This is a genomic window from Delftia sp. UME58 (assembly GCF_014170385.1).
Classification (GTDB): domain Bacteria; phylum Pseudomonadota; class Gammaproteobacteria; order Burkholderiales; family Burkholderiaceae_C; genus Comamonas; species Comamonas acidovorans.
This window is the reverse complement of record NZ_LZZV01000014.1, coordinates 90,313-111,741: the sequence shown is the minus strand read 5'-3', so window position 1 is coordinate 111,741 and position 21,429 is coordinate 90,313. Positions and strand designations below refer to the sequence as shown.

17 protein-coding genes and 4 pseudogenes are annotated in these 21,429 nt (G+C 67.0%); 9 read left to right on the top strand and 12 right to left on the bottom strand.

The features are described from left to right. Positions 1-37: 37 nt before the first annotated feature. The 3 genes and pseudogenes from A9976_RS06055 to A9976_RS06045 all read right to left on the bottom strand — a co-directional run bounded on the left by A9976_RS06055 (position 38) and on the right by A9976_RS06045 (position 1,311). Positions 38-379: a hypothetical protein gene (locus A9976_RS06055; protein ID WP_310889370.1), complete on the bottom strand. Its 342-nt coding sequence runs from the start codon at positions 377-379 to the stop codon at positions 38-40. 265 nt (positions 380-644) lie between these two features. After that, a pseudogene (locus tag A9976_RS06050) lies at positions 645-1,019 on the bottom strand (enolase C-terminal domain-like protein); the annotation flags it as partial. A gap of 43 nt (positions 1,020-1,062) precedes the next feature. Next, positions 1,063-1,311: a tripartite tricarboxylate transporter substrate-binding protein gene (locus A9976_RS06045; protein ID WP_409049534.1), complete on the bottom strand. Its 249-nt coding sequence runs from the start codon at positions 1,309-1,311 to the stop codon at positions 1,063-1,065. A 70-nt stretch (positions 1,312-1,381) separates the two neighbouring features. Between A9976_RS06045 and A9976_RS06040 the strand changes: the two are divergent. Next, positions 1,382-1,903, top strand: a pseudogene (locus A9976_RS06040) (substrate-binding domain-containing protein); the annotation flags it as partial. A gap of 4 nt (positions 1,904-1,907) precedes the next feature. On the opposite strand, the gene A9976_RS06035 reads toward A9976_RS06040, so the two are convergent. Further along, positions 1,908-2,702, bottom strand: a complete 795-nt coding sequence (locus tag A9976_RS06035; RefSeq protein WP_183018257.1) for an arylamine N-acetyltransferase — start codon at positions 2,700-2,702, stop codon at positions 1,908-1,910. A gap of 96 nt (positions 2,703-2,798) precedes the next feature. On the opposite strand from A9976_RS06035, the gene A9976_RS06030 reads away from it, so the two are divergent. Further along, positions 2,799-4,292 carry a PLP-dependent aminotransferase family protein gene (locus tag A9976_RS06030; protein ID WP_183018256.1) on the top strand — a complete coding sequence of 498 codons (1,494 nt, stop codon included), beginning with the start codon at positions 2,799-2,801 and terminating at the stop codon, positions 4,290-4,292. On the opposite strand, the gene A9976_RS06025 is transcribed toward A9976_RS06030, so the two are convergent. Both A9976_RS06025 and A9976_RS06020 read right to left on the bottom strand, forming a co-directional pair. Then, positions 4,261-4,842: a peroxidase-related enzyme gene (locus tag A9976_RS06025; protein WP_183018255.1), complete on the bottom strand. Its 582-nt coding sequence runs from the start codon at positions 4,840-4,842 to the stop codon at positions 4,261-4,263. The genes A9976_RS06030 and A9976_RS06025 overlap by 32 nt on opposite strands. Positions 4,843-4,962: 120 nt before the next feature. Beyond that, the gene (locus A9976_RS06020) at positions 4,963-5,889 is read right to left on the bottom strand and encodes a LysR family transcriptional regulator (RefSeq protein WP_183018254.1); all 927 of its coding nucleotides are present in this window, start codon (positions 5,887-5,889) and stop codon (positions 4,963-4,965) included. A 133-nt stretch (positions 5,890-6,022) separates the two neighbouring features. Here A9976_RS06020 and A9976_RS06015 point away from each other — a divergent pair, with 133 nt between their 5' ends. Together A9976_RS06015 and A9976_RS06010 are read left to right on the top strand one after the other, a co-directional pair. Beyond that, a complete protein-coding gene (locus A9976_RS06015; RefSeq protein WP_183018253.1) occupies positions 6,023-6,925 on the top strand; it encodes an alpha/beta fold hydrolase in 903 nt (300 codons plus the stop codon). A 393-nt stretch (positions 6,926-7,318) separates the two neighbouring features. Further along, positions 7,319-8,881 carry a YdgA family protein gene (locus A9976_RS06010; RefSeq protein ID WP_183018252.1) on the top strand — a complete coding sequence of 521 codons (1,563 nt, stop codon included), beginning with the start codon at positions 7,319-7,321 and terminating at the stop codon, positions 8,879-8,881. 40 nt (positions 8,882-8,921) lie between these two features. Here the strand turns inward: A9976_RS06010 and A9976_RS06005 are convergent. Next, positions 8,922-9,272 (bottom strand): annotated as a pseudogene (locus tag A9976_RS06005) (IclR family transcriptional regulator C-terminal domain-containing protein); the annotation flags it as partial. A gap of 201 nt (positions 9,273-9,473) precedes the next feature. After that, a pseudogene (locus tag A9976_RS31315) lies at positions 9,474-10,817 on the bottom strand (IPTL-CTERM sorting domain-containing protein); the annotation flags it as partial. A gap of 1,721 nt (positions 10,818-12,538) precedes the next feature. Between A9976_RS31315 and A9976_RS05985 the strand changes: the two are divergent. Beyond that, on the top strand, positions 12,539-13,570 hold the full coding sequence (locus A9976_RS05985; protein ID WP_259649122.1) for a helix-turn-helix domain-containing protein: 1,032 nt from the start codon (positions 12,539-12,541) through the stop codon (positions 13,568-13,570). Positions 13,571-13,663: 93 nt separating this feature from the next. On the opposite strand, the gene A9976_RS05980 is transcribed toward A9976_RS05985, so the two are convergent. Continuing rightward, positions 13,664-14,203 carry a PadR family transcriptional regulator gene (locus A9976_RS05980; protein ID WP_183018251.1) on the bottom strand — a complete coding sequence of 180 codons (540 nt, stop codon included), beginning with the start codon at positions 14,201-14,203 and terminating at the stop codon, positions 13,664-13,666. A gap of 159 nt (positions 14,204-14,362) precedes the next feature. Between A9976_RS05980 and A9976_RS05975 the strand changes: the two genes are divergently transcribed. Continuing rightward, on the top strand, positions 14,363-16,384 hold the full coding sequence (locus tag A9976_RS05975) for an NADPH-dependent 2,4-dienoyl-CoA reductase (RefSeq protein WP_183018250.1): 2,022 nt from the start codon (positions 14,363-14,365) through the stop codon (positions 16,382-16,384). Between the two features lie 47 nt (positions 16,385-16,431). After that, complete coding sequence (locus tag A9976_RS05970; protein ID WP_183018249.1) at positions 16,432-16,872, top strand: nuclear transport factor 2 family protein; 441 nt, start codon at positions 16,432-16,434, stop codon at positions 16,870-16,872. Between the two features lie 66 nt (positions 16,873-16,938). Here A9976_RS05970 and A9976_RS05965 read toward each other — a convergent pair whose 3' ends face one another. Then, positions 16,939-18,390, bottom strand: a complete 1,452-nt coding sequence (locus A9976_RS05965) for a catalase (RefSeq protein WP_043821544.1) — start codon at positions 18,388-18,390, stop codon at positions 16,939-16,941. 262 nt (positions 18,391-18,652) lie between these two features. Next, positions 18,653-19,195: a PAS and helix-turn-helix domain-containing protein gene (locus A9976_RS05960; protein ID WP_012206070.1), complete on the bottom strand. Its 543-nt coding sequence runs from the start codon at positions 19,193-19,195 to the stop codon at positions 18,653-18,655. Positions 19,196-19,268: 73 nt separating this feature from the next. On the opposite strand from A9976_RS05960, the gene A9976_RS05955 reads away from it, so the two are divergent. Beyond that, complete coding sequence (locus A9976_RS05955) at positions 19,269-19,976, top strand: CoA transferase subunit A (RefSeq protein WP_013802011.1); 708 nt, start codon at positions 19,269-19,271, stop codon at positions 19,974-19,976. 2 nt (positions 19,977-19,978) lie between these two features. Then, positions 19,979-20,617, top strand: coding sequence for a 3-oxoacid CoA-transferase subunit B (locus A9976_RS05950; RefSeq protein WP_012206068.1), 639 nt, complete (start codon positions 19,979-19,981; stop codon positions 20,615-20,617). Between the two features lie 42 nt (positions 20,618-20,659). On the opposite strand, the gene A9976_RS05945 is transcribed toward A9976_RS05950, so the two are convergent. Next, the gene (locus A9976_RS05945) at positions 20,660-21,382 is read right to left on the bottom strand and encodes a UTRA domain-containing protein (RefSeq protein WP_183018248.1); all 723 of its coding nucleotides are present in this window, start codon (positions 21,380-21,382) and stop codon (positions 20,660-20,662) included. Between the last annotated feature and the right edge of the window lie 47 nt (positions 21,383-21,429).

Below are 21,429 nucleotides of genomic sequence, written 5' to 3'. Positions count from 1 at the left end.
CCCGCCCCCAACCCGGATTTTCGGGAAACGGCCTGGCCTACCTGGATTCGTAGGACGGGCGCAGTGCCGCAATCGCCTTTTGAATCGCAGCGCGCACGTCGGGCCGGTCGATCACCTCGCCACAGTGCAGCACGGGCAATGGCTTGCCCTGCCCGGGACGGGCCTCGTCGCGCATGACGGCCATATCGTCCTTGGCGCCATTGCCGCCTTTGGCGTTCTCCCGCTGCACCTGCTCGGCAATGCCCGCCAGCACTTCGATATCCCCGTGCATGCGCTGCACGACGACGGAGGCCCAGGCATCTCCCTGGTCCTTGAGATAGGGCTCGGCCTGCTGGGTCAGGCAGCTTGCGATGGCATAGCTTTCAACGTCGCGCTGCACTTGCGTGCGAGCGCCACCTGCGGGATTTGTGTCCGGGGTGCATCCGGCGATGGCTGGAACCAAAAGAAGCAAGGCCACGCGCATCAAGTCAGCTCCCAAATTTCGCCTGTTGAGGTTGTGATGGTCGAATGGCCCGGCCCGGCCCGGCATGGACAGCCGCTGTCGTGGTCTGGCTGCCCACAGTCCACGCCATTTAGCCGAGCAATATATGTGAAAAGCCTGAGGTACCGGGTGTAACCAGGCCCTCAGCCGCTCGCAGCCGCCCTCAGCCCCGCTCCCCGAACTCCACGCTTTCGCGCGTCCAGCGCCGCGCCTGTTCGCTCAGGCTCAGTCCCAGGCCGGGGCGTGTGGGCACAAGCATGCGGCCATTGGCGATTTCCAGGCGTTCGTTGAACAGCGGCTCCAGCCAGTCGAAGTGTTCCACCCAGGGCTCGTTGGCGCAGGTGGCGGCCAGGTGCACGTGCAGCTCCATGGCGAAGTGGGGCGCCAGGCTCAGGTGGGCCAGTTCGGCCTGGGCCGCGATCTGCAGGAAGGGCGTGATGCCGCCCACGCGCGGCGCGTCGGGCATGAGGAAGTCGGCGCTGCGGTGGCGTATGAGATCGCCGTGCTCGGCGGCGCTGGTCAGCATCTCGCCGGTGGCACATTGAGGCGCGGTGCGGTCGTTGGAAACTGGAGGGGGAGGGCTATTCCTGGCGCTGGAGTTCGGCGAATTGCTGGGGCGTGCCGGCGACCATCTGGTGGCCGATGGAGACGAACTGCTCGCGAACCCGGGGATCGTTGAGCGCCTCGACAAAGGCCGCATGCGCCTTGTCACGCAGCGCAGGCGGCAGGCCCTTGGGCGCGACGATGGCCTGCCAGGAGGCGACTTCCACGTTTTTCACGCCGGTCACGGCCAGGGCGCGCATCTTGCCGGCCCGGATGTGCCGTATCACGGCATTGATGTTCTGGAACGAGGCATCGACCTGGCCGCCGATCAGGTCGGCATGGGCCGGTGCGTCGCCCTTGTTGGTGGGCTTTTCCCACCTGAAGGTGGGCAGCGCGCTGGCCGGCTATTTCCTCTCGCGCGGCCTGCAGCGCGTGGGCATGGCCACGGGCGGCGACCACCGGGCCCAGCAGCGGCGCGAGGGCTTTCTCGCAGCCTGGGGCCGCGAGGTGCCCACGGTCACCGTGTCCGCGCCCGGCAGCCTGGAGCTGGGCCGGCAGGCGCTGGGCCAGTTGCTGGCGCAGCAGCCTGATCTGCAGGCCGTGGTCTGCAGCTCGGACATGCTGGCCCACGGCATTTTGGTGGAAGCCCAGGCGCGCGGCCTGCGCGTGCCCGTGGACCTGGCCGTCTCGGGCTTCGGCAATGCCGATTTCGCGGCCCACCTTCTGCCATCGCTGACCACCGTGCATGTGGACGGACCGGGCATAGGCCGCCTGGCCGCCGAACTCGTGCTGGCACGCTGCAAGGGCCACAGTGCCGGGCGCTCGGCGTTCGACCTGGGGTTCGAGCTGATCGAGCGGGATTCGACCCGCCTGGCTTAGAGGGTCAGCACACGGCAGCCGCCTGGCGCTCGGTCGCCAGCCCGAACAGGCTGCCCAGCACGTGCTGGATTTCATCAGGGGCCAGCTGCCTGGTCTCGGTGCCGCTGGCCGTGATGGTCTTGAGCGCGTCGCCCACCAGGATCATGCGGCCGGCCGGCTGGTGCAGCACCACCACCCGCTTTTGCACGAAGATGGCGTCCGGGTGCGTGGAGTTCAGGTAGTTGGCGGGCGCGAAATCCACCCACTCCTGGGGCGACAGGTTGAAGGCGTACTGGTTGGCCCATTCACCGTCCACGCGGGCCTGCAGCAGGTATTCGCCCTGGTCGTCCAGGCTCAGGCGGAAGGTGTCGCCGTCCTGGCGGACCTCGGTATCCAGCTCGTCCAGGGCCATGGGTGCGCGTATGCCGTAGCTGCCAAAGCCCAGGTCGCACAGCCAGCGCCGTCCCTCGACCTCGGCCACCAGGGCCATGTGGGTGCGGGGCCGGCGGGCCGGATAGAACATGGGCCGCGCCGCCACAAAGCGGTAGGCAATGCCCAGGGCCTGCAGCGCCATGGCGAACAGGCCGTTCACCTCGTAGCAGTAGCCGCCCCGGGCGCCGCCGAGGATCTTGCCCGCAATGTCTTCGGGCACCAGAGAGACGATCTTGCCGGCCTGCACGTCGAGGTTCTCGAAAGGCACGGAAAACAGCTGCTGGCGCATCAGCGCATGCAGGGTGGCGGCATTCGCCTGGGCGGAGTCCCCGGCACTGAAGCCGATGCGGCGGAAGTAGGCCTGGAGATCGAAATTGCTGGCTTGCATGGGTTTCCTCGGGTTGCTGGATGGCTGCAACGATAAATCGGGACCACCAATGCCTGTATAAGCAGAATCCAAGAAAACTGACCTGTACAGATTGGCATGCCCACCACCAACGAACCCTTGCCCCAGTACCGCCGCATTGCCCAGGCCCTGCGCCAGACGCTGGCCTGCGGCGCACTGCGTCCCGGCGACAGGCTGATCTCCGCCCGCAGCCTGGCCGAGCGCGAACAGGTCAGCCTGCCCACCGCGCTGGAGGCGCTGCGCTGCCTGGAGGCCGAGGGCCTGATCGTCGCGCGCCCGCGCTCGGGCTACTTTGTGCGGCAGGCAACCGGCGGCGCGGCGCTGCAGGCGTCCCGCCCGTCGTCGCGCCCCGTGCCCGTGACCCTGTCGGCCCTGGCGCGCTCGCTGTTCAGCAGCCCCGACACGCGCCTGATCCCGCTGGGTGCGGCATTGCCCGATCCGGCTTGGCTGCCCACGGCCCGGCTGCAGCGCGCGCTGCAGACCGCCGGGCGCCGCCTGGACGCGCACGGCCAGACCTACAGCATGCCGCCGGGCCGCGCGGACCTGCGCGGCCAGATAGCGGCCCGGGCCGCGCAATGGGGTGCGCGCTTCGGCCCCGATGACCTGGTCCTGACGGCAGGCGCCACCCAGGCCGTGCGGCTGGCGCTGCGCGCCGTGTGCAAGCCCGGCGATGTCGTGGCCGTGGAGCGGCCCGCCTATTTCGGCAGCCTGCTGCTGCTGGAGGACCTGGGCCTGAAGGCGCTGGAGATTGCCACCGATCCCCGCGAAGGCCTGCTGCTGGAGCCGCTGGCCGAGGCCATTGCCCGCCACCGGCCGGCTGCCGTGCTGGCATCGCCCACCGTGCAGAACCCGCTGGGCGCCAGCATGCCGGTGGAGCGCAAGCAGGCCCTGGTGGCGCTGCTGGAGCGGGCGGGCATTCCCTTGATCGAAGACGATGTCTATGGCGACCTTGCGGGCGACAGCCAGCGCCCGCCGGCCTGCAAGGCCTTCGACGCCAGCGGCAACGTGCTGTACTGCGGCTCCGTGTCCAAGACCCTGGCGCCGGGCTGGCGCGTGGGCTGGATTGCGGCGGGCCGCTTCCATGCCCAGGTGCTGCAGGTGCGCCTGGCGGGCGACTGGGCCGGTGCGCCGCTGCTGGAAGCCGCCGTGAGCGAGGTGCTGGCCAGCGGCGACTACGACCGGCACCTGCGCCGTCTCAAGTCCCGTGTGCAGGCCGGGGTGCAGGCCGTCACGGCCAGGGTCGAGGCCAGCTTTCCGCCCGGCACCCGCGTCTCGGCCCCGCGCGCGGGCTTTCTGCTGTGGGTGGAGTTGCCGCGCCAGGTGAATGCACTGGAGGTGCACCGCCGCGCGCTGGAGCTGGGCATTGGCGTCAGCCCCGGCCCGCTGTTTTCATCGCGCTCTGACCTGCCCAACCACCTGCGCCTGAACTGCGCCAACGAGCCCACGCCGCGCCTGCTGGGGGCCGTGGGGCAGGTGGGGGAGATATGCCGGGGTTTGGCCGAGGGTGCTGCGGCGCGCCAGGGGGCACAGGTCGGCCAGCCTACTTCTTCTCGCGCGGCACGCGCCCCATGAGGAAGAACTCGGGATTGGGCTGCATGCCGGCAAAGCTGGCCATGCGGTTGGACAGGCCGAAGAAGGCGGTGATGGCGGCGATGTCCCAGATGTCCTCGTCGTCGAAGCCATGCGGGTACAGCGCCTCGAAGTCGGCCTCGCAGATTTCATGGCTGCGTTCGCAGACCTTCATGGCGAAGTCCAGCATGGCGCGCTGGCGGGCGCTGATGTCGGCCTTGCGGTAGTTGACGGCTACCTGGTCGGCCACGTAGGGCTGCTTTTCGTAGATGCGCAGGATGGCGCCGTGGGCCACCACGCAGTACAGGCACTGGTTGGCCGCGCTGGTGGTGGTGACGATCATCTCGCGCTCGCCCTTGGTCAGGCTGCCTTCCTCCTTGAGCATGAGGGCATCGTGGTAGGCGAAGAACGCGCGCCACTCGGCGGGGCGGCGCGCAAAGGCCAGGAAGACGTTGGGAATGAAGCCGGCCTTTTCCTGCACTTCAAGAATGCGGGCGCGGATGTCCTCGGGCAGGCTGGACAGTTCGGGCTGGGGGTAGCGGGCGGTGGCCATGTGTCTTGTCTCCTGGGTGTGGTGGTTGCTGTTGCGGGCCATGTTCGCATGGCCTGCGCTGCGCAGGGTGAACGCACATGACAGCCTGTCTGCCGCCGAGGTTGCAGATTGCGCCTGGGCTCAGGCGGGCACCATGTCCGGCTCAGGCCGTTGTGCAAACCAGTCGCCCAGAAAGCCGGTGAGCGCGCGGATTCTGGCCGACATCTCGCTGCGCGTGGCGTGCACCAGGTAGATGTCGGCCGCAGGCAGCTGCCATTGGGGCAGGACCTCGCGCAGCGCGCCTGCGGCCAGCGGCGCGGCCACATCCCAGAGCGAGCGCTGCAGGATGCCGTGGCCGTCCAGCGCCCAGGCCAGGGCCGCTGCGCCGTCGTTGGTGCTCATCACGCCGTTGACCTTGATGTTGTGCTCGCTCATGCCCTGGCGCGTGCGCCGGCTCAGGCGCCAGCTGCCATAGGTTTCGTCGCTCTCGCGGATCACGATGCAGCGGTGGGCCTGCAGGTCTGCAGGCTGGCGCGGCTCGCCGTGGGCGTTGAGGTAGGAGGGCGCGGCGCACAGCACGCGGCGGTTGGGCAGCAGCAGGCGGGCGGTGAGGGCGGAGTCGGGCAGGGCGCCAAAGCGCACCACGGCGTCAAAGCCCTGCTCGACCAGGTTGACGGGCCTGTCCGTCAGCTGCAGTTGCACCTGCACTTCGGGATAGGCGCGCGCAAAGGCCGACAGCGCGGGCGCCAGCCGCTGGCGGCCAAAGCCCAGCGTGCACGCAATGGACAGCGGGCCGCGCGCCGTGGCGCGCGTGCCCGAGATGCTGCGCTCCAGCGCCTCCAGGTCGGCCAGGATGCGCGCGCCATCCAGCAGGTAGGCTTCGCCCTCGGGCGTCAGGTGGATGCGCCGTGTCGTGCGCTGCAGCAGGCGCACGCCCAGGCGCCGCTCCAGCAGGGACAGGCGGCGGCTGACGGCGGGCGGCGTCACGCCCATCTGCTGGGCCGCGGCGGCCAGGCTGCCTTCGCGGATCAGCAGCGAGAAGAAACGCAGGTCGGAAAAGCCGTCCATGGTGGATGCGGTGGATGGTTGATTCGTAAATTGAACTGATGGATCAATGCAGTATTTTGCTATTTATGCAGCCTGGTTTACTGATTAGCATGGCAGGCTGACAGTCATGAACAACGTAGAAGGAATCTCCGGGATGCACACAGATCCATGGATGCCGGGCCTGCGCCAGCAGCGCATCACGGTCGATGACGGCGTGGAGATCAACGCCTGGGTGGGCGGCCAGGGGCCGGCCCTGCTGCTGGTGCACGGCCACCCGCAGACCAGCGCCATCTGGCACCGCGTCGCGCCCCGACTGGCGCAGCAGTTCACCCTGGTGCTGGCAGATCTGCGCGGCTATGGCGACTCCTCGCGCCCGGCCGGCGATCCCGAGCATGTCAACTACAGCAAGCGCACCATGGCCCGCGACCTGCTGCGGCTGATGGCCCGGCTGGGCCATGAGCATTTCAGCGTGCTGGCGCATGACCGGGGCGCGCGCGTGGCGCACCGGCTGGCCATGGACTATCCCGCCAGCGTGCAGCGTCTGGTGCTGCTGGACATTGCGCCCACGCTGGCCATGTACGAGCAGACCGGCGAGGCCTTTGCACGCGCCTACTGGCACTGGTTCTTCCTGATCCAGCCCGCGCCGCTGCCCGAGCGCCTGATCGAGGCCGATCCCGCCGCCTATGTGCGCGAGATCATGGGCCGGCGCAGCGCCGGCCTGGCGCCCTTCGATCCCCGGGCGCTGGCCGAGTACCAGCGCTGCCTGGCGCTGCCGGGCAGCGCGCACGGCATGTGCGAGGACTACCGCGCCTCGGCCGGCATCGACCTGGAGCACGACCGCGAAGACCGCCAGCTCGGGCGCAGGCTGTCCATGCCGCTGCTGGTGCTCTGGGGCGAAGAGGGCGTGGTGCACCGCTGCTTCGATCCGCTGCGCGAGTGGCAACTGGTGGCCGATGATGTGCGCGGCCGGCCGCTGGCCTGCGGGCACTACATCGCCGAAGAGGCGCCCGACGCATTGCTGGACGCGGCCCTGCCATTTCTGCTGCAGGCCGGGTGAGTGCCGTCATTGGAGGCACTCGATACGGCATTCGGGCAAGCCGGCAAAGAGGGGAAAGGTGCATTCACGCCATATCCGTGACGCCATATGCATGACGCCATAGCATTTCCCTCCGAGTTCAATTGGCATGCCAATCATGTGCTGCAATGGTAAGCATTTGAAAAATCCGGTGGCCTGTCTTGCGCGGGCAATGCCTGGGGCGCAGGTCTTGAAAACCGCTGCAGGCAAGGCCTGGCAAGCCCTGGGCAAGGGCCTGCGTCCTTGCGTGCCTGCGACAGGAGGCATGGCTGCGCCAATGCACAGCCCATTGCCGTTCCGTGGTGAAACGCCGAACTGATACAGTCGCGCGGCCCGCCCGAGGGGGAGGGTCTTATTCATCACGGGATATTCACAATGAGCAACAAGAAAACCGCAGTGGCCGCTGCCGTGGCATTGGCCGTCGTGGCCTATGGAGGAACCACCTGGTATACGGGCCAAAGGGCCGAGTCCGGCTACAAGGATGCAGTGGCCGAATTGCGCAAGGTGCTGGGCGAAAAGGTCGTCGTGACCGACGAATACCACAAGGGATTCCTGTCATCCCAGGCCAAGCTGGTGCTGCAGTGGCCTGCGGCGGAAGCTCAGGCCGCCGAGGCAGCTGAAACGGCAAAAACGGCTGACGTGGCAAAAGCAGCCGACACAACTGAAGCGCCCGCCGCCGCAGAACCGGTCGCTGCGTCCAAGCCCGTGCGCCTGGTGGTGGACACCACGGTGCGCCACGGCCCGCTGGCCGGTGGCCGACTGGCGGCAGCGGTTTCCGAGACACGCTTTGCGCTCGATGGCCTGGACGAAAAGAGCACTCAGATGCTGGCCAAGGCCGCAGCCCCCACGCTGACCAGCGTGCACCACTTCACGGGCGGACAGGATGTGCGCCTGCTGCTGCCCGCCGGCGAGCTGGGCGACCAGGAAGTCACCATGCGCTGGCAGGAAATGGTGCTGGACACGGCCCTGGGCGGTGGCAGCGTCAAGGGCACCTGGCGCTGGCCCGAGGTGGCCCTGCTGGGCCTGCCCAGCCGCGACAAGTCCATGGGCGTGGAAGAGGAAGAGGGCGAGGAGGAGGAATCCGACAACGACGAGGCCCTCCCCACCCAGCCGGCCGCAGTGCCCGTGGAGCGCACCAGCATCATGCTCACGGGTCTGGAGAGCAGCTTCGAGAACAAGGTCATCGACGGCCTGTGGGGCCTGGGCCCCGGCAAGGCCAGCGTGCGCATCGCGCGTTTGGGCATGAGCAGCACGCCCGCCGAAGGCGGCGAGGCCAAGACGCTGCTGGACCTCAAGAACGTGGACGGCAGCTCGGTCATCGAGTCCGACAAGACCACGCTGGGCATGACCACCCAGGTCAAGGGCACGGGCCGCATCGGCCCCATCGATTTCGAGTCCGTGGGCTACGAGGAAAAGATCCAGCGCCTGGACATCGAGGCCCTGCGCGGCTTCCAGCGCGTCATGGTCGAGGGCTACCGCAAGGAGGGCCTGGCCAAGGCGCTGGAATCGCTGGAAGAGCAGGGCATGGGCGTGCTGATGCAGAACGCCCCGCGCCTGGTGGCGGCCCTGCCGGCCTACTCCATGAAGCTGCAGGCCACCTACCAGGGCCAGACCGGCCACCTGGAGTACGGCGCCGAAGTGCAAAGCGCGCCCACGCAGGAGCAGGTCGCCCAGGCCGGCTGGATGCCGGCGCTGCTCAAGACCTCGGCACTGCAGGCCAATGCCAGCCTGCCCAAGGCCTGGCTGGAGCCGCTGCTCAAGGCATCGGGCAAGCCCGATGCCTCGGCCGAGGATGTGGAGGGCATGCTGGGCATGGCCCAGGCCACAGGCTATGCCCGCCTGGAAGGCGACAAGCTGGTCAGCGCGCTCAAGATGCAGGCCGGCCAGGTCACGCTCAACGGCAAGCCCATCGCCCTGCCCATGGGCGCGCTGCAGTAAGCGGCCATCCACCCTCCGGGCGCCGCCCCGGAGGGTGTTCTCAGGGATGCCACTGGCTGGCGCGCACCACGGGGGCCTGTGTGCTGGCGCTGCCCGCCAGCGCATAGGACAGCTGGTTGGCCGCCGCCACCACGGTCTGCGCCATGGCTTCCAGCCGGGACTCGGGCAGGCGCGATGCCGGCCCGGAGATGCACACCGACCCCATCAGCCGCCAGTGCATGCCGAACACTGGCGCCGACACCGTGGCCACGCCCTGTTCGCGCTCGCCGATGGACCAGTGCTAGCCGCGCTGGCGGATCTGCTCGTACACCGGCCCCGATTCGCCTGAAAACGCCAGGATCACGCGCCCCGGCGAGCCCTGGTCCAGCGGCAGCCCCTCGCCCATGCGCGCCGATCTGGCGCAACAGGCGCTGGAGCTGCTGGCCCTCTGGCGCGAGTCCGATGCTATTTCGCTGCACTGCCCGCTGACCGAGGAAAGCCGGGCATGGGCGTGGGCGCGGCCCGCAGTGTGCTGGAGATGCTGGGCGTGTGAAGCTTCAATAGGTTGCATCCGGTGTTCATCCGGGTTGGATTTGAGAGACTGGACCACCATCGCGCATGCCGCGAGCAGGCAGGACATCAGCAGCAGGCCCCACTCGCCGAGCGTGGGAATGCCCACGCCATCGGGCGCCAGCAGCATGGGCGCGAACGGGTCTGCTATGTCGCCCGCCGTCGTGTCGTTGTCCCCTTCGCCGTTGTCGGTGACCTGGTAGGTCACGGTATGGTCGCCATTGCTGAGCGCCATGACACTGGGCGTGAACCAGCGTGCCGCCTGGCCAGTGGCTGGCGGGCCAAACTTCTGCAGTGCCAGCCCCGCCAAACTGCGCGGATACGTGATCGCCACCGTGAGCGTTGCGCCCGCGCAGCCCGTGGCGCTGAAGCTGAACACCCCCAGCGGAAAACCCGCATTCCGGGAGCCTTCCGGGGGGACGGTGGCATTGAACTGCACCGAGTCCGGCACCACAGTGCAACCCGCGGGGCCGCCGCTGATGACCACTGCAGCGCTGCCACCAGCACCGCCGTTGCCCGGCAGCGGCACCGCCGGGTCGTTCACCATCTGCGGTGTGACCGGCGGCGATGTGGACGATGGGACGCTGTTGCCCACGCCATTGGTGGCCACGGCAACGAACGTATAGGAAACGCCGGGCGTCAAGCCCGTGAACACGCACGACGTGGCGGGTGGTGTCGCCGTGCAGGATGCGCCGCCAGGTGTGGCAGTCACCGTGTAGCGGGTGATGGTGCTGGCGCCATCACTGGCCGGTGGCGTGAAGCCCACCTCCACCTGGGTGCCGGTGACCGCCACCGTCACCGCTGTTGGCGAATCGGGAACGCGCATCGGGGTGACCGATGCCGAGTCCGTCGACGCAGCGCTGTCGCCTACGCCATTGGTTGCGACCACGGAAAAAGTATGGGGCACAAGGGGAGTCAGCCCCGCAACCACGCACGATGTGGCGGGTGGGGCCGCCGTGCAGAAGGCGCCTCCTGGCGTGGCCGTTACGGTGTAGCGGGTCACCGCGCTGCCGCCATCGTCGGCCGCCGGGGTGAAGCTCACCGTGGCCTGCCGATTGCCGGCCAGTGCGGTCACTGCCGTGGGGGCGCCTGCCACCACGGCCAGCGCAACGACCGGTGCCGATGCCGCCGAAGCGGGGCTGTCACCCACTCCGTTGGTGGCAACGACGGTGAATGCGTAGGGCACGCCAGGCGTCAGCCCCTGCACCACGCACGATGTGGCGGGTGGCGTCGCCGTGCAGAAGGCGCCACCCGCCGTCGCCGTTGCGGTGTAGTGGGTTACCGCGCTGCCACCATCGCTGGCGGGGGTAAAACCCACGGTTGCCTGCCGACCGCCGGCCAGGCCCGTCACCGCGGTGGGCGCGCCCGCCGTCCCTGTCAGGCGCATGACCATGAGCCTGTTCCTGTTGGCGCCGTTTGTGTAGGCAATATAGGGCGAGCCATCGGGCGCCACAGACAGGCGCGCCTCCCTCTGAGGCAAAGCGGTGTCGCCCGCGTCAGCCCAGGCCGTGCCGTTGAAGCGCATCACCCGGAGTTTGTCGCCATTGCCACGATCAATGAAAGCCATGTAGGGCGAGCCATCGGGCGCGAACGACAGCGACATGGCCAATGCGGTATCCGAGGAAAACCCGGGACCTCCCACGTTGGCCCAGGCCGTGCCGTTGAATCGCATCACCGTAGCCCTGTAGCCATTGCCGACATCCGAAAAACCCACATGGGGGGCGCCATCGGGCGCGAACGACAGGCTATGGTCGTACACGCCTGCGGCAGAAACCCCGGACCCGCCGACGGCCTCCCAGGCTGCACCGTCAAAGCGCATCACCACGAGTTTGTTGCCGTTGCCCGCGTCCTTGAAATCCAGGTAGGGCGAACCATCGGGCGCGAACGACAAGGAGGTGGAATCCGACTGGCCCGCAAAGAAACCAGCGGTTCCGACGGTAGCCCAGGCCGTGCCATCAAAGCGCATCACGGTGGTCTTGTTGCCGCTGCCGTTTTCGCGAAACGCCACATAGGGCGTGCCATCAGGTGCTACAGCCAGAGACAGCGCACTCACGGCCACAACAGAAAAACCGGGGCTTCCCACGTTGATCCAGTCTGCTCCGTCAAAGCGCATCACGGTGGTCCTGTTGCCATTGCCGTCGTCGCCAAAAGCCACATAGGGCGTGCCATCGGGCGCGAACGACAAAGACTGGTATACCGCCGAACCCACTGAAACGACAGGACTACCCACGTCGCCCCAGGCCGTGCCATCAAATCGCATCACCCTGGTTTTGTAGCCGAGGCCTGCATCCGCGAACGCCGCATAGGGAGAGCCATCGGGCGCGAACGACAGGGAGTGGTGCAGCGCGCTGTCGGCGGAAAACCCGCTCCCCCCGACCATCTCCCAGGATGCCGCGCCAAACGCGGCCATGGCCGTGGTGCTGAACGCCGCACTGGCGTCGTCCGCGCCATTGGTGGCACAGAGGGTGTAGTCGCTGGCCTGGGCAAGGTTGCGCACGGTGTATCTGGCATCGGTGCCAGCGGCCAGTACCAGCGAGCCCTTGCGGTAGGCCGCTGCACCCGTGCTGTTCTGGCCCGCCAGGGTCTGGGCCGTGCTGCCGCAGCTCTGGCCTGCGGGCAGCAACGTCAGGTAGCCCGTTCCCGCGCTGGTGGAGTTCAGGGTGACGGTGACCATGCCCGCCGAGTGCGTGGTGGACACGACGCTGATGGCGGCTTGGGCACCGCCACCGGCAAAGCCCACGGCGAGCAAGGCAGCACGCAAAAACTGGAGGCACAAGGGTTGCAGGAACATGTTTTTCTTACGTGGGCGCCGAAGGCGCGTCTTGCGGCGGCGGAACCTTGTCCGCTGGTGCCGGGTGGGCGCATAAAAGTGATTCGTGCGAGCGAGATGCAGCAGAACGCAATGCCCGCGCGGTGTTTCACATTCTTGCCAACGGGCGCCTGCAACCTTGACAAGGTGTCTCACTTGCCAGAATTTTTTAGAGATTTGTACAAAAGAGAGGCATTGGACTGCCCCAGCGCAGAGCGCTGACGCCATGGTTGTGGCATGGATGGATTTCCTCTTTCAGGCGGCGTATGCGCCTGCAAGCATTGGATAATCCAGCTCCCATGACGTTCGTCCCTGACCGCTACGCCTACCCCACCGTCTCTGCCGGACCGACCACCCCCTTGCCGGCCATGGTCCGCCAGCACTTCACGGTGGCGCACGAGGCGGTCAACGCGCAGGCCATCGCCTGGAGTGACTACGTAGGGCGAATCCTGGACGCTCCCGTTTCGCGCAGCCAGGTGGAGCATGGGTTTCGGGGTGACCTTGACGCCTGCGTGCTGCCCGACATGATCTACCTCGATAGCCGCACCGACCGGCTGATCCAGGCCCGCACCGGCGCCCGCATCTCGCGGGATTCCATGCGTGACTTTGTATTCCATGTGGCGGTCCACGGCATGCTGGAGACCCATGTGAAACAGGGGCTGCACACCCGCTCCACCCAGTTCGTGCCGGGCATCCTGGCGCTGGACATGGCGCAGCCCATGCGCATGGTGCGGCCCACCGGGACCCGGACACTCGCGTTCTTTCTTCCGCGGGCGATGGTGGAATCCGAGATTGCGGATGCGCAATCCATTCATGGACGTGTGATCGCCTTTTCCTCACTCTCGGCCAGCCCCATCCCCGATCTTCTGTTTGCGCTGTGTCACCAGCTTTCGTCCATGCCCGCAGAAGAAGCCGCCACGAGCATTCGCACCTGCGCCGATTTGATCCTTGGGGCCTTCGGCAAGCAGCACGACCTGAGCCTGCGCACCCGGAATGCCGCACGCCAGGCGATTCAAATCCAGGTGCGCAACCATGTCCAGGCCAATCTGCACAACGCGCGCCTCTCGCCCGAGAGCATCATGGAGCGCTTCACCATCACTCGCCCGACGCTCTACCGGATGTTCGAAGAAGAAGGGGGTCTGGTCACCTACATTCGGAACTGTCGGCTATGGGCCTCGGCAGTCGACTTGGTGCGACAGCCTGATGTGGCCGCTGTCCAGGTGGGTTACAGTTTCGGTTTTGGCAGTGCCTCCGACTTCTCCAGGGCATTCCGGCGGGCCTTTGGCGTTGCACCGCAAGAGTACCGCGCGCACCAGTTCCGCATGGAGTAAAACAGTCTTCCAAACACTTTCGGAGTGGGGCGCCTCCCATAGAGCCTGAGGCTCCGACGCGTCCAATGTCGGCGCTATGGAAACACAAGCACCTCAAGGCCTGGCCGGCATCTCCAGGATCTCGCGGGCCTCGCGCAGCAGGCCTATCCACAGCTCTTCATGCTGTATGCCGGCCTTGAGCACCAGGTGCTGCAGCCGCCGCTCGCGCGTGGGCGGCTTGTCCAGGAAATCGCGCTGCTCCAGGCGCTGGTAGACGTCGAGCTGCGCCTGGTGCAGTGCCAGCAGCCGCTGCACTTCGTCCTGCAGTCCGCAGGGGCCCACCACCGCCTCGGCACGCAGGCGGACCATCCATTCCTCGCGCAGCGGCTTGGGGTCTTCCTGCTCGGCCACCCAGCGCTTGAGCTCCTTGCGGCCCGTGGGCAGGATGCGGTACTGGCGCTTGCGGCCCCGGCCGGATTCGGCGGGCAGTGCCTCGATCCATTGCGCCTCTTCCAGCCGCGCGAGTTCGCGGTAGATCTGCTGGTGCGTGGCGTTCCAGAAATAGCCGATGGAGCGGTCGAAGCGCTCGGCAAGTTCCGAGCCCGAGCAGGGGTGCTCGACCAAGGCGGTGAGAAGGGCGTGTGGCAAGGACATCGGCAACAAAGGGACTGGCGCTGGCCGCCATCTTACGGTCCTGCAGAAAGGGCCGAGCGGGCGGGAATGTCATTTCTGCAATTTTTTGCGCAACCAGTTGCATAAATAAAGGAGGCTGACTACATTCATGCAATCAGTTGCATAAAGAGCGAGACAGGCATGACCCACTATCCCCACCTGAATGCCGAACTTGACCTGGGCTTCACCACGCTCAGAAACCGCGTGCTCATGGGCTCCATGCATGTGGGCCTGGAAGAGGCGCCCAACGGCTTCGAGCGCATGGCCGCCTTCTACGCCGAGCGCGCGCGCGGCGAGGTGGGCTTGATCGTCACGGGCGGCATCGCCCCCAATGAGCGCGGCCGGCCCATGAAGGGCGGCGCCATGATGGTCAACGAACACGAGGCGGACCAGCACCGCATCGTCACGCAGGCCGTCCATGCCGAGGGCGGCAAGATCGCCATGCAGATCCTGCACTTCGGCCGCTATGCCTACCAGCCCGGGCTGGTGGCGCCCAGCGCGCTGCAGGCGCCCATCAACCCCTTCGTGCCGCATGCGCTGACGGGCGACGAGGTGGAGCAGACCATAGAGGACTTCGTGCGCTGCGCAGCCCTGGCCCGCCATGCGGGCTACGACGGCGTGGAGATCATGGGCTCGGAGGGCTATCTGATCAACGAGTTCATCGCCGCACGCACCAACCACCGCGACGACGAATGGGGCGGCAGCTACGCGGGCCGCATGCGTTTTGCGGTGGAGATCGTGCGGCGCACGCGCCAGCGCGTGGGGCGGGACTTCATCATCATCTACCGCCTGTCCATGCTGGACCTGGTGGAAGGCGGCTCCACGCTGGAGGAAGTGATCGCGCTGGCCCAGGCCATCGAGGCCGCGGGCGCCACGCTGCTGAACACGGGCATAGGCTGGCACGAGGCGCGCATTCCCACCATCGCCACCAAGGTGCCGCGCGCCGCCTATGCCTGGGTCACGCAGCGCGTGATGGGGCAGGTGGGCATCCCGCTGATCACCTCCAACCGCATCAACACGCCCGAAGTGGCCGAGCGCCTGCTGGCCGAGGGCTATGCCGACATGGTCTCCATGGCCCGGCCGCTGCTGGCCGATGGCGACTTCGTGCGCAAGGCACGCCAGGGCCGGGCCGACGAGATCAACACCTGCATTGCCTGCAACCAGGCCTGCCTGGACCATACCTTTGGCGGCAAGATCACCTCCTGCCTGGTCAACCCGCGTGCCTGCCATGAGACCGAGCTGGTGATTGCGCCCGCGCCCGCCGCCAAGCGCATTGCCGTGGTGGGCGCCGGCCCGGCGGGCCTGAGCTTCGCCGTCACCGCTGCGCAGCGCGGCCATGCGGTGACGCTGTTCGATGCGGCCAGCGAGATTGGCGGGCAGTTCAACATTGCCAAGAAGGTGCCCGGCAAGGAGGAGTTCCACGAGACGCTGCGCTACTTCCGCCGCCAGCTGGAGCTGGGCGGCGTGGCGCTGCGGCTGGGCCACCGCGTGGAGGCAGCCCAGCTCATCGAGGGCGGCTATGACGAGATCGTGCTGGCCACGGGCATACGGCCGCGCGTTCCTGACATCGACGGCGTGGACCATCCCAAGGTGCTCGGCTACCTGGACGTGCTACGTGACGAGCGGCCCGTGGGCGAGCGCGTGGCCATCATCGGCGCGGGCGGCATAGGTTTCGATGTGGCCGAGTACCTGACCCATGCCGGCGACAGCGGCGCCGTGGCGCCCCGCAAGTTCTATGCGGAGTGGGGCATAGACACGGACTACGCCCAGGCCGGCGGCCTGGCGCAGCCGCAGGCCGAGCCATCGCCGCGCCGCGTGCACCTGCTGCAGCGCAAGTCCACCAAGGTGGGCGACCAGCTGGGCAAGACCACGGGCTGGATACACCGCACCTCGCTGAAGGCACGCAGTGTGGCCATGGGCTCGGGCGTGGCCTATGAGCGCATCGACGACGCCGGCCTGCACATCACCGTGGACGGCCAGCCGCAGCTGCTGGAGGTGGACAACGTCGTGCTCTGCGCGGGCCAGGAACCGCAGCGCGAGCTGCATGCGGCCCTGAGCGCGGCGGGCTGCAGCGTGCACCTGATCGGCGGCGCCGACGTGGCGGCCGAACTCGACGCCAAGCGCGCCATCCTGCAAGGCACCACGCTGGCGGCCAGCCTTTGAGGGCGCCGCCCGATTCCGTTTTCAACCTCAACCACCAGGAGACATGCATGTCCCAGCCCCCGAAGAACGCCCATCCCGCAGTCGCCCGCTCCCTGGAGCTGTGGCATCGCATGGTTGCCGCCAGCGACCTGGGCGAGCTGCACACCATCGTCCATCCCGATGCAGTGTTCCGCTCGCCCATGGCGAACACGCCCTATGCCTCGGCGCCCGCGCTGATCCTGGCGCTGTCCACCGTGGTCCAGGTGTTCGAGAACTTCACCTACCACCGCCAGATGGCCAGCGATGACGGCCTGGACGTGGTGCTGGAGTTCAGCGCCAGCGTGGGCGGCAAGAACCTCAAGGGCATCGACTTCATCCGTTTCGACGAGCAGGGGCTGATCCGGGAATTCGAGGTCATGGTGCGCCCCATGAGCGGCCTGCAGGCCCTGGGCACGGAGATGGGCAAGCGGCTGGGCGACAGGCTTCCCGCCTTCAAGGCCGTGGCCTGAGGGCAGGGCGCGCCATGAAAAACGCCCCCGGCGATGCGGGGGCGTTTTGCGGTGGACGTCAGCCGCTCAAAGCGTGCCGGCCTTCTGGCGGGCAATGGCGTCGGCCACGCCCTTGCCGTAGGCCGGGTCGGCCTGGGTGCAGTGCGCTATGTGCTTTTGCACGATGTGATCGGACACGCCGGCGATGTTGCGCGCCGTATTCTCGAACAGGCGCTGCTGCGCATCGGGCGTGAGCAGGCGGAACAGGTCGCCGGGCTGGGTGAAGTAGTCGGCATCGTCCTCGCGGTAGTTCCAGCGGTCGGCCGCGCCGTGCAGGGCCAGCGGCGGCTCGGCGAAGGCGGGCTGCTCCTGCCACTCGCCCTTGGTATTGGGCTCGTAGGCAATGGTGCCGCCGTAGTTGCCGTCCACGCGCATGGCGCCGTCGCGGTGGTAGGCGTGGTAGGGGCAGCGCGGCGCGTTCACGGGAATCTGGTGGTGGTTCACGCCCAGGCGGTAGCGCGCGGCATCGCCGTACGAGAACAGGCGCGACTGCAGCATGCGGTCGGGCGAGGGGCCTATGCCCGGCACCAGGTTGGCCGGCGTGAACGAGGCCTGCTCCACATCGGCGTGGTAGTTGCGCGGATTGCGGTTGAGTTCCATCACGCCCACTTCAATCAGCGGGTAGTCCTTCTTGCTCCAGACCTTGGTCAGGTCGAAGGGGTGGAAGCGGTAGGTCTCGGCCTCGTGCTCGGGCATGATCTGCACGCACAGCTTCCAGCGCGGGAACTCGCCGCGCTCTATGGCTTCGAGCAGGTCGCGCTGGCTGCTTTCACGGTCGGAGGCGACCACGGCGGCGGCCTCGGCATCGCCGAAGTTCTCGATGCCCTGCTGGCAGACCCAGTGGAACTTGACCCAGTGGCGCTCGTTGCTGGCGTTGATGAAGCTGTAGGTGTGCGAGCCGAAGCCGTGCATGTGGCGGTAGCCGCGCGGAATGCCCCGGTCGCTCATGACGATGGTGATCTGGTGCAGGGCCTCGGGCAGGCCGGTCCAGAAGTCCCAGTTGTTCTCGGGCGAGCGCAGGTTGGTGTAGGGGTCGCGCTTGACGGCCTTGTTCAGGTCCGGGAACTTGAGCGGGTCGCGGAAGAAGAACACCGGCGTGTTGTTGCCCACCAGGTCCCAGTTGCCTTCCTCTGTGTAGAGCTTGACGGCGAAGCCGCGGATGTCGCGCTCGGCATCGGCCGCGCCGCGCTCGCCGGCCACGGTGGAAAAGCGCGCGAACACTTCGGTCTGCTTGCCGATGTCGGAGAACACCTTGGCGCGGGTGTAGCGCGTGATGTCACCCGTCACGGTGAAGGTGCCGAAGGCGCCCGAGCCCTTGGCGTGCATGCGGCGCTCGGGAATCACTTCGCGGTTGAAGTGGGCCATTTTTTCCAGATGCCACAGGTCCTGCAGCAGCATCGGGCCACGCGGGCCGGCCGTGAGCGAGTCCTGGTTGTTGGCAACCGGGGCGCCTGCGGCGGTGGTGAGCTTGTGGGTCATGGTCTCTCCTTGATCGAGGGGTGGTAGCGGCGCCGGCTTGCATGGAGGCAGCGCGGCGCTTGGAAAATCAATAGCTGTGTGCTATCGAATTGCTTTTATTGTTGTTTCGTTCTATGGATGCGGCAAGGCTTTGGCGATTGGCAAATCTCAACTGCGCCATAGCCAAAAATGCACAGCCGCTGCATGCGCCGATGACGGGCATGCTTTTTGCCATGGCATTGTGTTGCGCGGGCGGATACGGCCCGTGTAGGCCGTCGCCCTGTCAGCCCGAGACCAGCTTGTGGACCAGGTCGGCGGCCGTGGAGGCGCCGTACTTGCGCATCAGCCGCGCGCGGTAGATCTCCACCGTGCGGTGGCTGATGGCCAGGGCGCGGCCGATTTCCTTGGAGGTAAGCCCCTCCAGCAGGCGCGCGGCCACCTCGCGCTCGCGCCCCGTGAGTTCGGCCTTGACGGGGCGGTGGGCGCTGAGGTCCTCGAAGCTCCAGATGCCCGATGCATGCGGGTCGCTGCGGTCCAGCGTGCGGCCCGTGACATGGCACCAGAACGTTTCGCCGTTGGCGCGCTTCATGATGCGGTTGTCCGAGTAGAAACCCCGGGCGTTGAGAATGGGCGCGATGCGCGCGCCCAGCCGCTCGTACTCGTCGGCGCTGGGGTAGAGGATCTGGAAGGTCTGGCCGATCAGCACCTCGCGCGAGGCCTCGAACATCTCGCAGACCTGGCGGTTGCAGTCGATCATGGTGCGATTGCGCGAGATCACGAGGCCGACGGGGGCGGCCTCGAACGCCAGCCGGTAATCTATATCCATGGGCAAATCTTTACGAAAAACTACCTATGCAAGTACGTAGTATCGTAGCGCATCCAATCTGAAGGAGACATGTGTGAAAAAGCTCTACCCCTCCGCGGAGCAGGCGCTCCAGGGCGTCGTGGCCGACGGGCAATTGCTGGCTGTGGGAGGCTTCGGCCTGTGCGGCATTCCCGAGGCCCTGATCGACGCGCTGCGTGACAGCGGCGCCAAGGGCCTGACGGTGATTTCCAACAACGCGGGCGTGGACGGCTTTGGCCTCGGCAAGCTGCTGGAGACGCGCCAGATCAAGAAGATGATCTCCTCGTATGTGGGCGAGAACAAGGAGTTCGAGCGCCAGTACCTGGCCGGCGAGCTGGAGCTGGAATTCACGCCCCAGGGCACGCTGGCCGAGAAGCTGCGCGCAGGCGGCGCCGGCATTCCCGCCTTCTTCACCAAGACCGGCGTGGGCACCATGGTGGCCGAGGGCAAGGAGCTGCGCGAGTTCGACGGCGAGACCTATGTGATGGAGCGCTCGCTCGTGCCCGATGTCTCCCTGGTCAAGGCCCACCGTGCCGACAAGAGCGGCAACCTGCAGTTCCGCCTGACGGCGCGCAACTTCAATCCTGCCGCCGCCACGGCCGGCAAGGTCTGCATCGTGGAAGTGGAGGAGGTGGTCGAGGTCGGCGAGATCGCACCGGACGACATCCACCTGCCCGGCATCTACGTGCACCGCATCGTGCACAACCCGAACCCCGAAAAGCGCATCGAAAAGCGCACCATCACAGAAAAACAAGGAGCCTGACCATGCCGTGGACCCAAGACCAGATGGCCGCCCGCGCGGCCCAAGAACTCGAAGACGGCTTCTACGTCAACCTGGGCATCGGCATTCCCACCCTGGTGGCCAACCACACGGGTGACAAGGAAGTGTGGCTGCAGTCCGAGAACGGCATGCTGGGCATCGGCCCCTTCCCGACCGAGGATGCCGTGGACGCCGACCTGATCAACGCCGGCAAGCAGACCGTGACGACGATTGCCGGCTCGTCCATCTTCGGCAGCGACCAGTCGTTCGCCATGATCCGCGGCGGCAAGATCAACCTGTCCATCCTGGGCGCCATGCAGGTGTCCGAGAAGGGCGACCTGGCCAACTGGATGATTCCCGGCAAGATGGTCAAGGGCATGGGCGGCGCCATGGACCTGGTGGCCGGCGTCAAGCGCGTCATCGTGCTCATGGAACATGTGGCAAAGAAGAAGGACGGCACGACCGACCTCAAAATTCTTCCCGCCTGCACCCTGCCTTTGACCGGCGTGGGCGTGGTGGACCGTATCATCACCGACCTGGGAGTGATGGACGTGACGCCGCAGGGCCTGAAGCTCGTGGAACTGGCCCCCGAAGTGAGCTTCGAGGACATCCAGTCCAAGACCGGCGTGACGCTGATTCGCTGACCCGTGCCCGCAGGGCCGGCGCCTGGCGCCGGCTCTCGTTCGTTAGCTGTCGGAGCCGCCCAGCACGGTGCTGCCCGAAAAACGCTGCCGTGAGCCTGGGTGGACGAATCGCGAGACCGAGGTGAGCGCGTCATTGACCCAGGTCTTGCGTGAGATGACCAGCAATGCCTCGGGCACGGCGACTTCCAGCAACTGCGCCTCGATGTCTTGCGCCAGGCTGGCCTGCATTTCATGCTCGGCCCGGGTCGGCAGGGCAATGGACTGGAGATAGTCTGTGGTGGACTGCTGCGTGTAGTCCTGCTCCAGGTACTGCGGTGCGAACGCAGGCGAGACGTAGCGGTCTTCGAGCTGCATGGGAACATCGTCCGCGCAGTACACCAGCGTGCTGTGAAAGAGCTGCTCGCCCAGTCCTCCGGGCAGGACGGGGATGTCCTGCTCCGAAGCCTTCACGCGCTCGAGCTTGTGCACCCGGATCGTCAGGGCCTGTCCGCGGCGGCGGATCTCGTCAGCAATGTTGTGCAGACGGATGAAGGTCGAGGTGACCCTGGAGGGCGCCACGAATGTCCCCACGCCCGTGATGCGGTTGAGCACGCCAGAATCCGACAGTTCGCGCAGTGCACGGTTGACGGTCAGCCGCGATGCTCCGAGCTTGACGACCAATTCGCTTTCGCTGGGGATTTTTTCCCCTATCCGCAGCCGCCCGCTCGCGATGTCGTCCAGCACGTAGGCCTTGACTTGTTGGTACAGGGGAAGTGGTTGCTGCAAGGGAGTTCCGTTGATGAAGGCTGCGGATGGCCGCGCCTGCGGCGCCG

Coding starts and splice junctions, on each gene's coding strand:
- A9976_RS06010 (WP_183018252.1), top strand. CDS start 7,319: ATGAGCAACAAGAAAACCGCAGTGGCCGCTGCCGTGGCATTGGCCGTC.
- A9976_RS06030 (WP_183018256.1), top strand. CDS start 2,799: ATGCCCACCACCAACGAACCCTTGCCCCAGTACCGCCGCATTGCCCAG.
- A9976_RS06015 (WP_183018253.1), top strand. CDS start 6,023: ATGCACACAGATCCATGGATGCCGGGCCTGCGCCAGCAGCGCATCACG.
- A9976_RS05975 (WP_183018250.1), top strand. CDS start 14,363: ATGACCCACTATCCCCACCTGAATGCCGAACTTGACCTGGGCTTCACC.
- A9976_RS05965 (WP_043821544.1), bottom strand. CDS start 18,390: ATGACCCACAAGCTCACCACCGCCGCAGGCGCCCCGGTTGCCAACAAC.
- A9976_RS05960 (WP_012206070.1), bottom strand. CDS start 19,195: ATGGATATAGATTACCGGCTGGCGTTCGAGGCCGCCCCCGTCGGCCTC.
- A9976_RS06020 (WP_183018254.1), bottom strand. CDS start 5,889: ATGGACGGCTTTTCCGACCTGCGTTTCTTCTCGCTGCTGATCCGCGAA.
- A9976_RS05985 (WP_259649122.1), top strand. CDS start 12,539: ATGACGTTCGTCCCTGACCGCTACGCCTACCCCACCGTCTCTGCCGGA.
- A9976_RS05950 (WP_012206068.1), top strand. CDS start 19,979: ATGCCGTGGACCCAAGACCAGATGGCCGCCCGCGCGGCCCAAGAACTC.
- A9976_RS06035 (WP_183018257.1), bottom strand. CDS start 2,702: ATGCAAGCCAGCAATTTCGATCTCCAGGCCTACTTCCGCCGCATCGGC.
- A9976_RS05970 (WP_183018249.1), top strand. CDS start 16,432: ATGTCCCAGCCCCCGAAGAACGCCCATCCCGCAGTCGCCCGCTCCCTG.
- A9976_RS05980 (WP_183018251.1), bottom strand. CDS start 14,203: ATGTCCTTGCCACACGCCCTTCTCACCGCCTTGGTCGAGCACCCCTGC.
- A9976_RS06025 (WP_183018255.1), bottom strand. CDS start 4,842: ATGGCCACCGCCCGCTACCCCCAGCCCGAACTGTCCAGCCTGCCCGAG.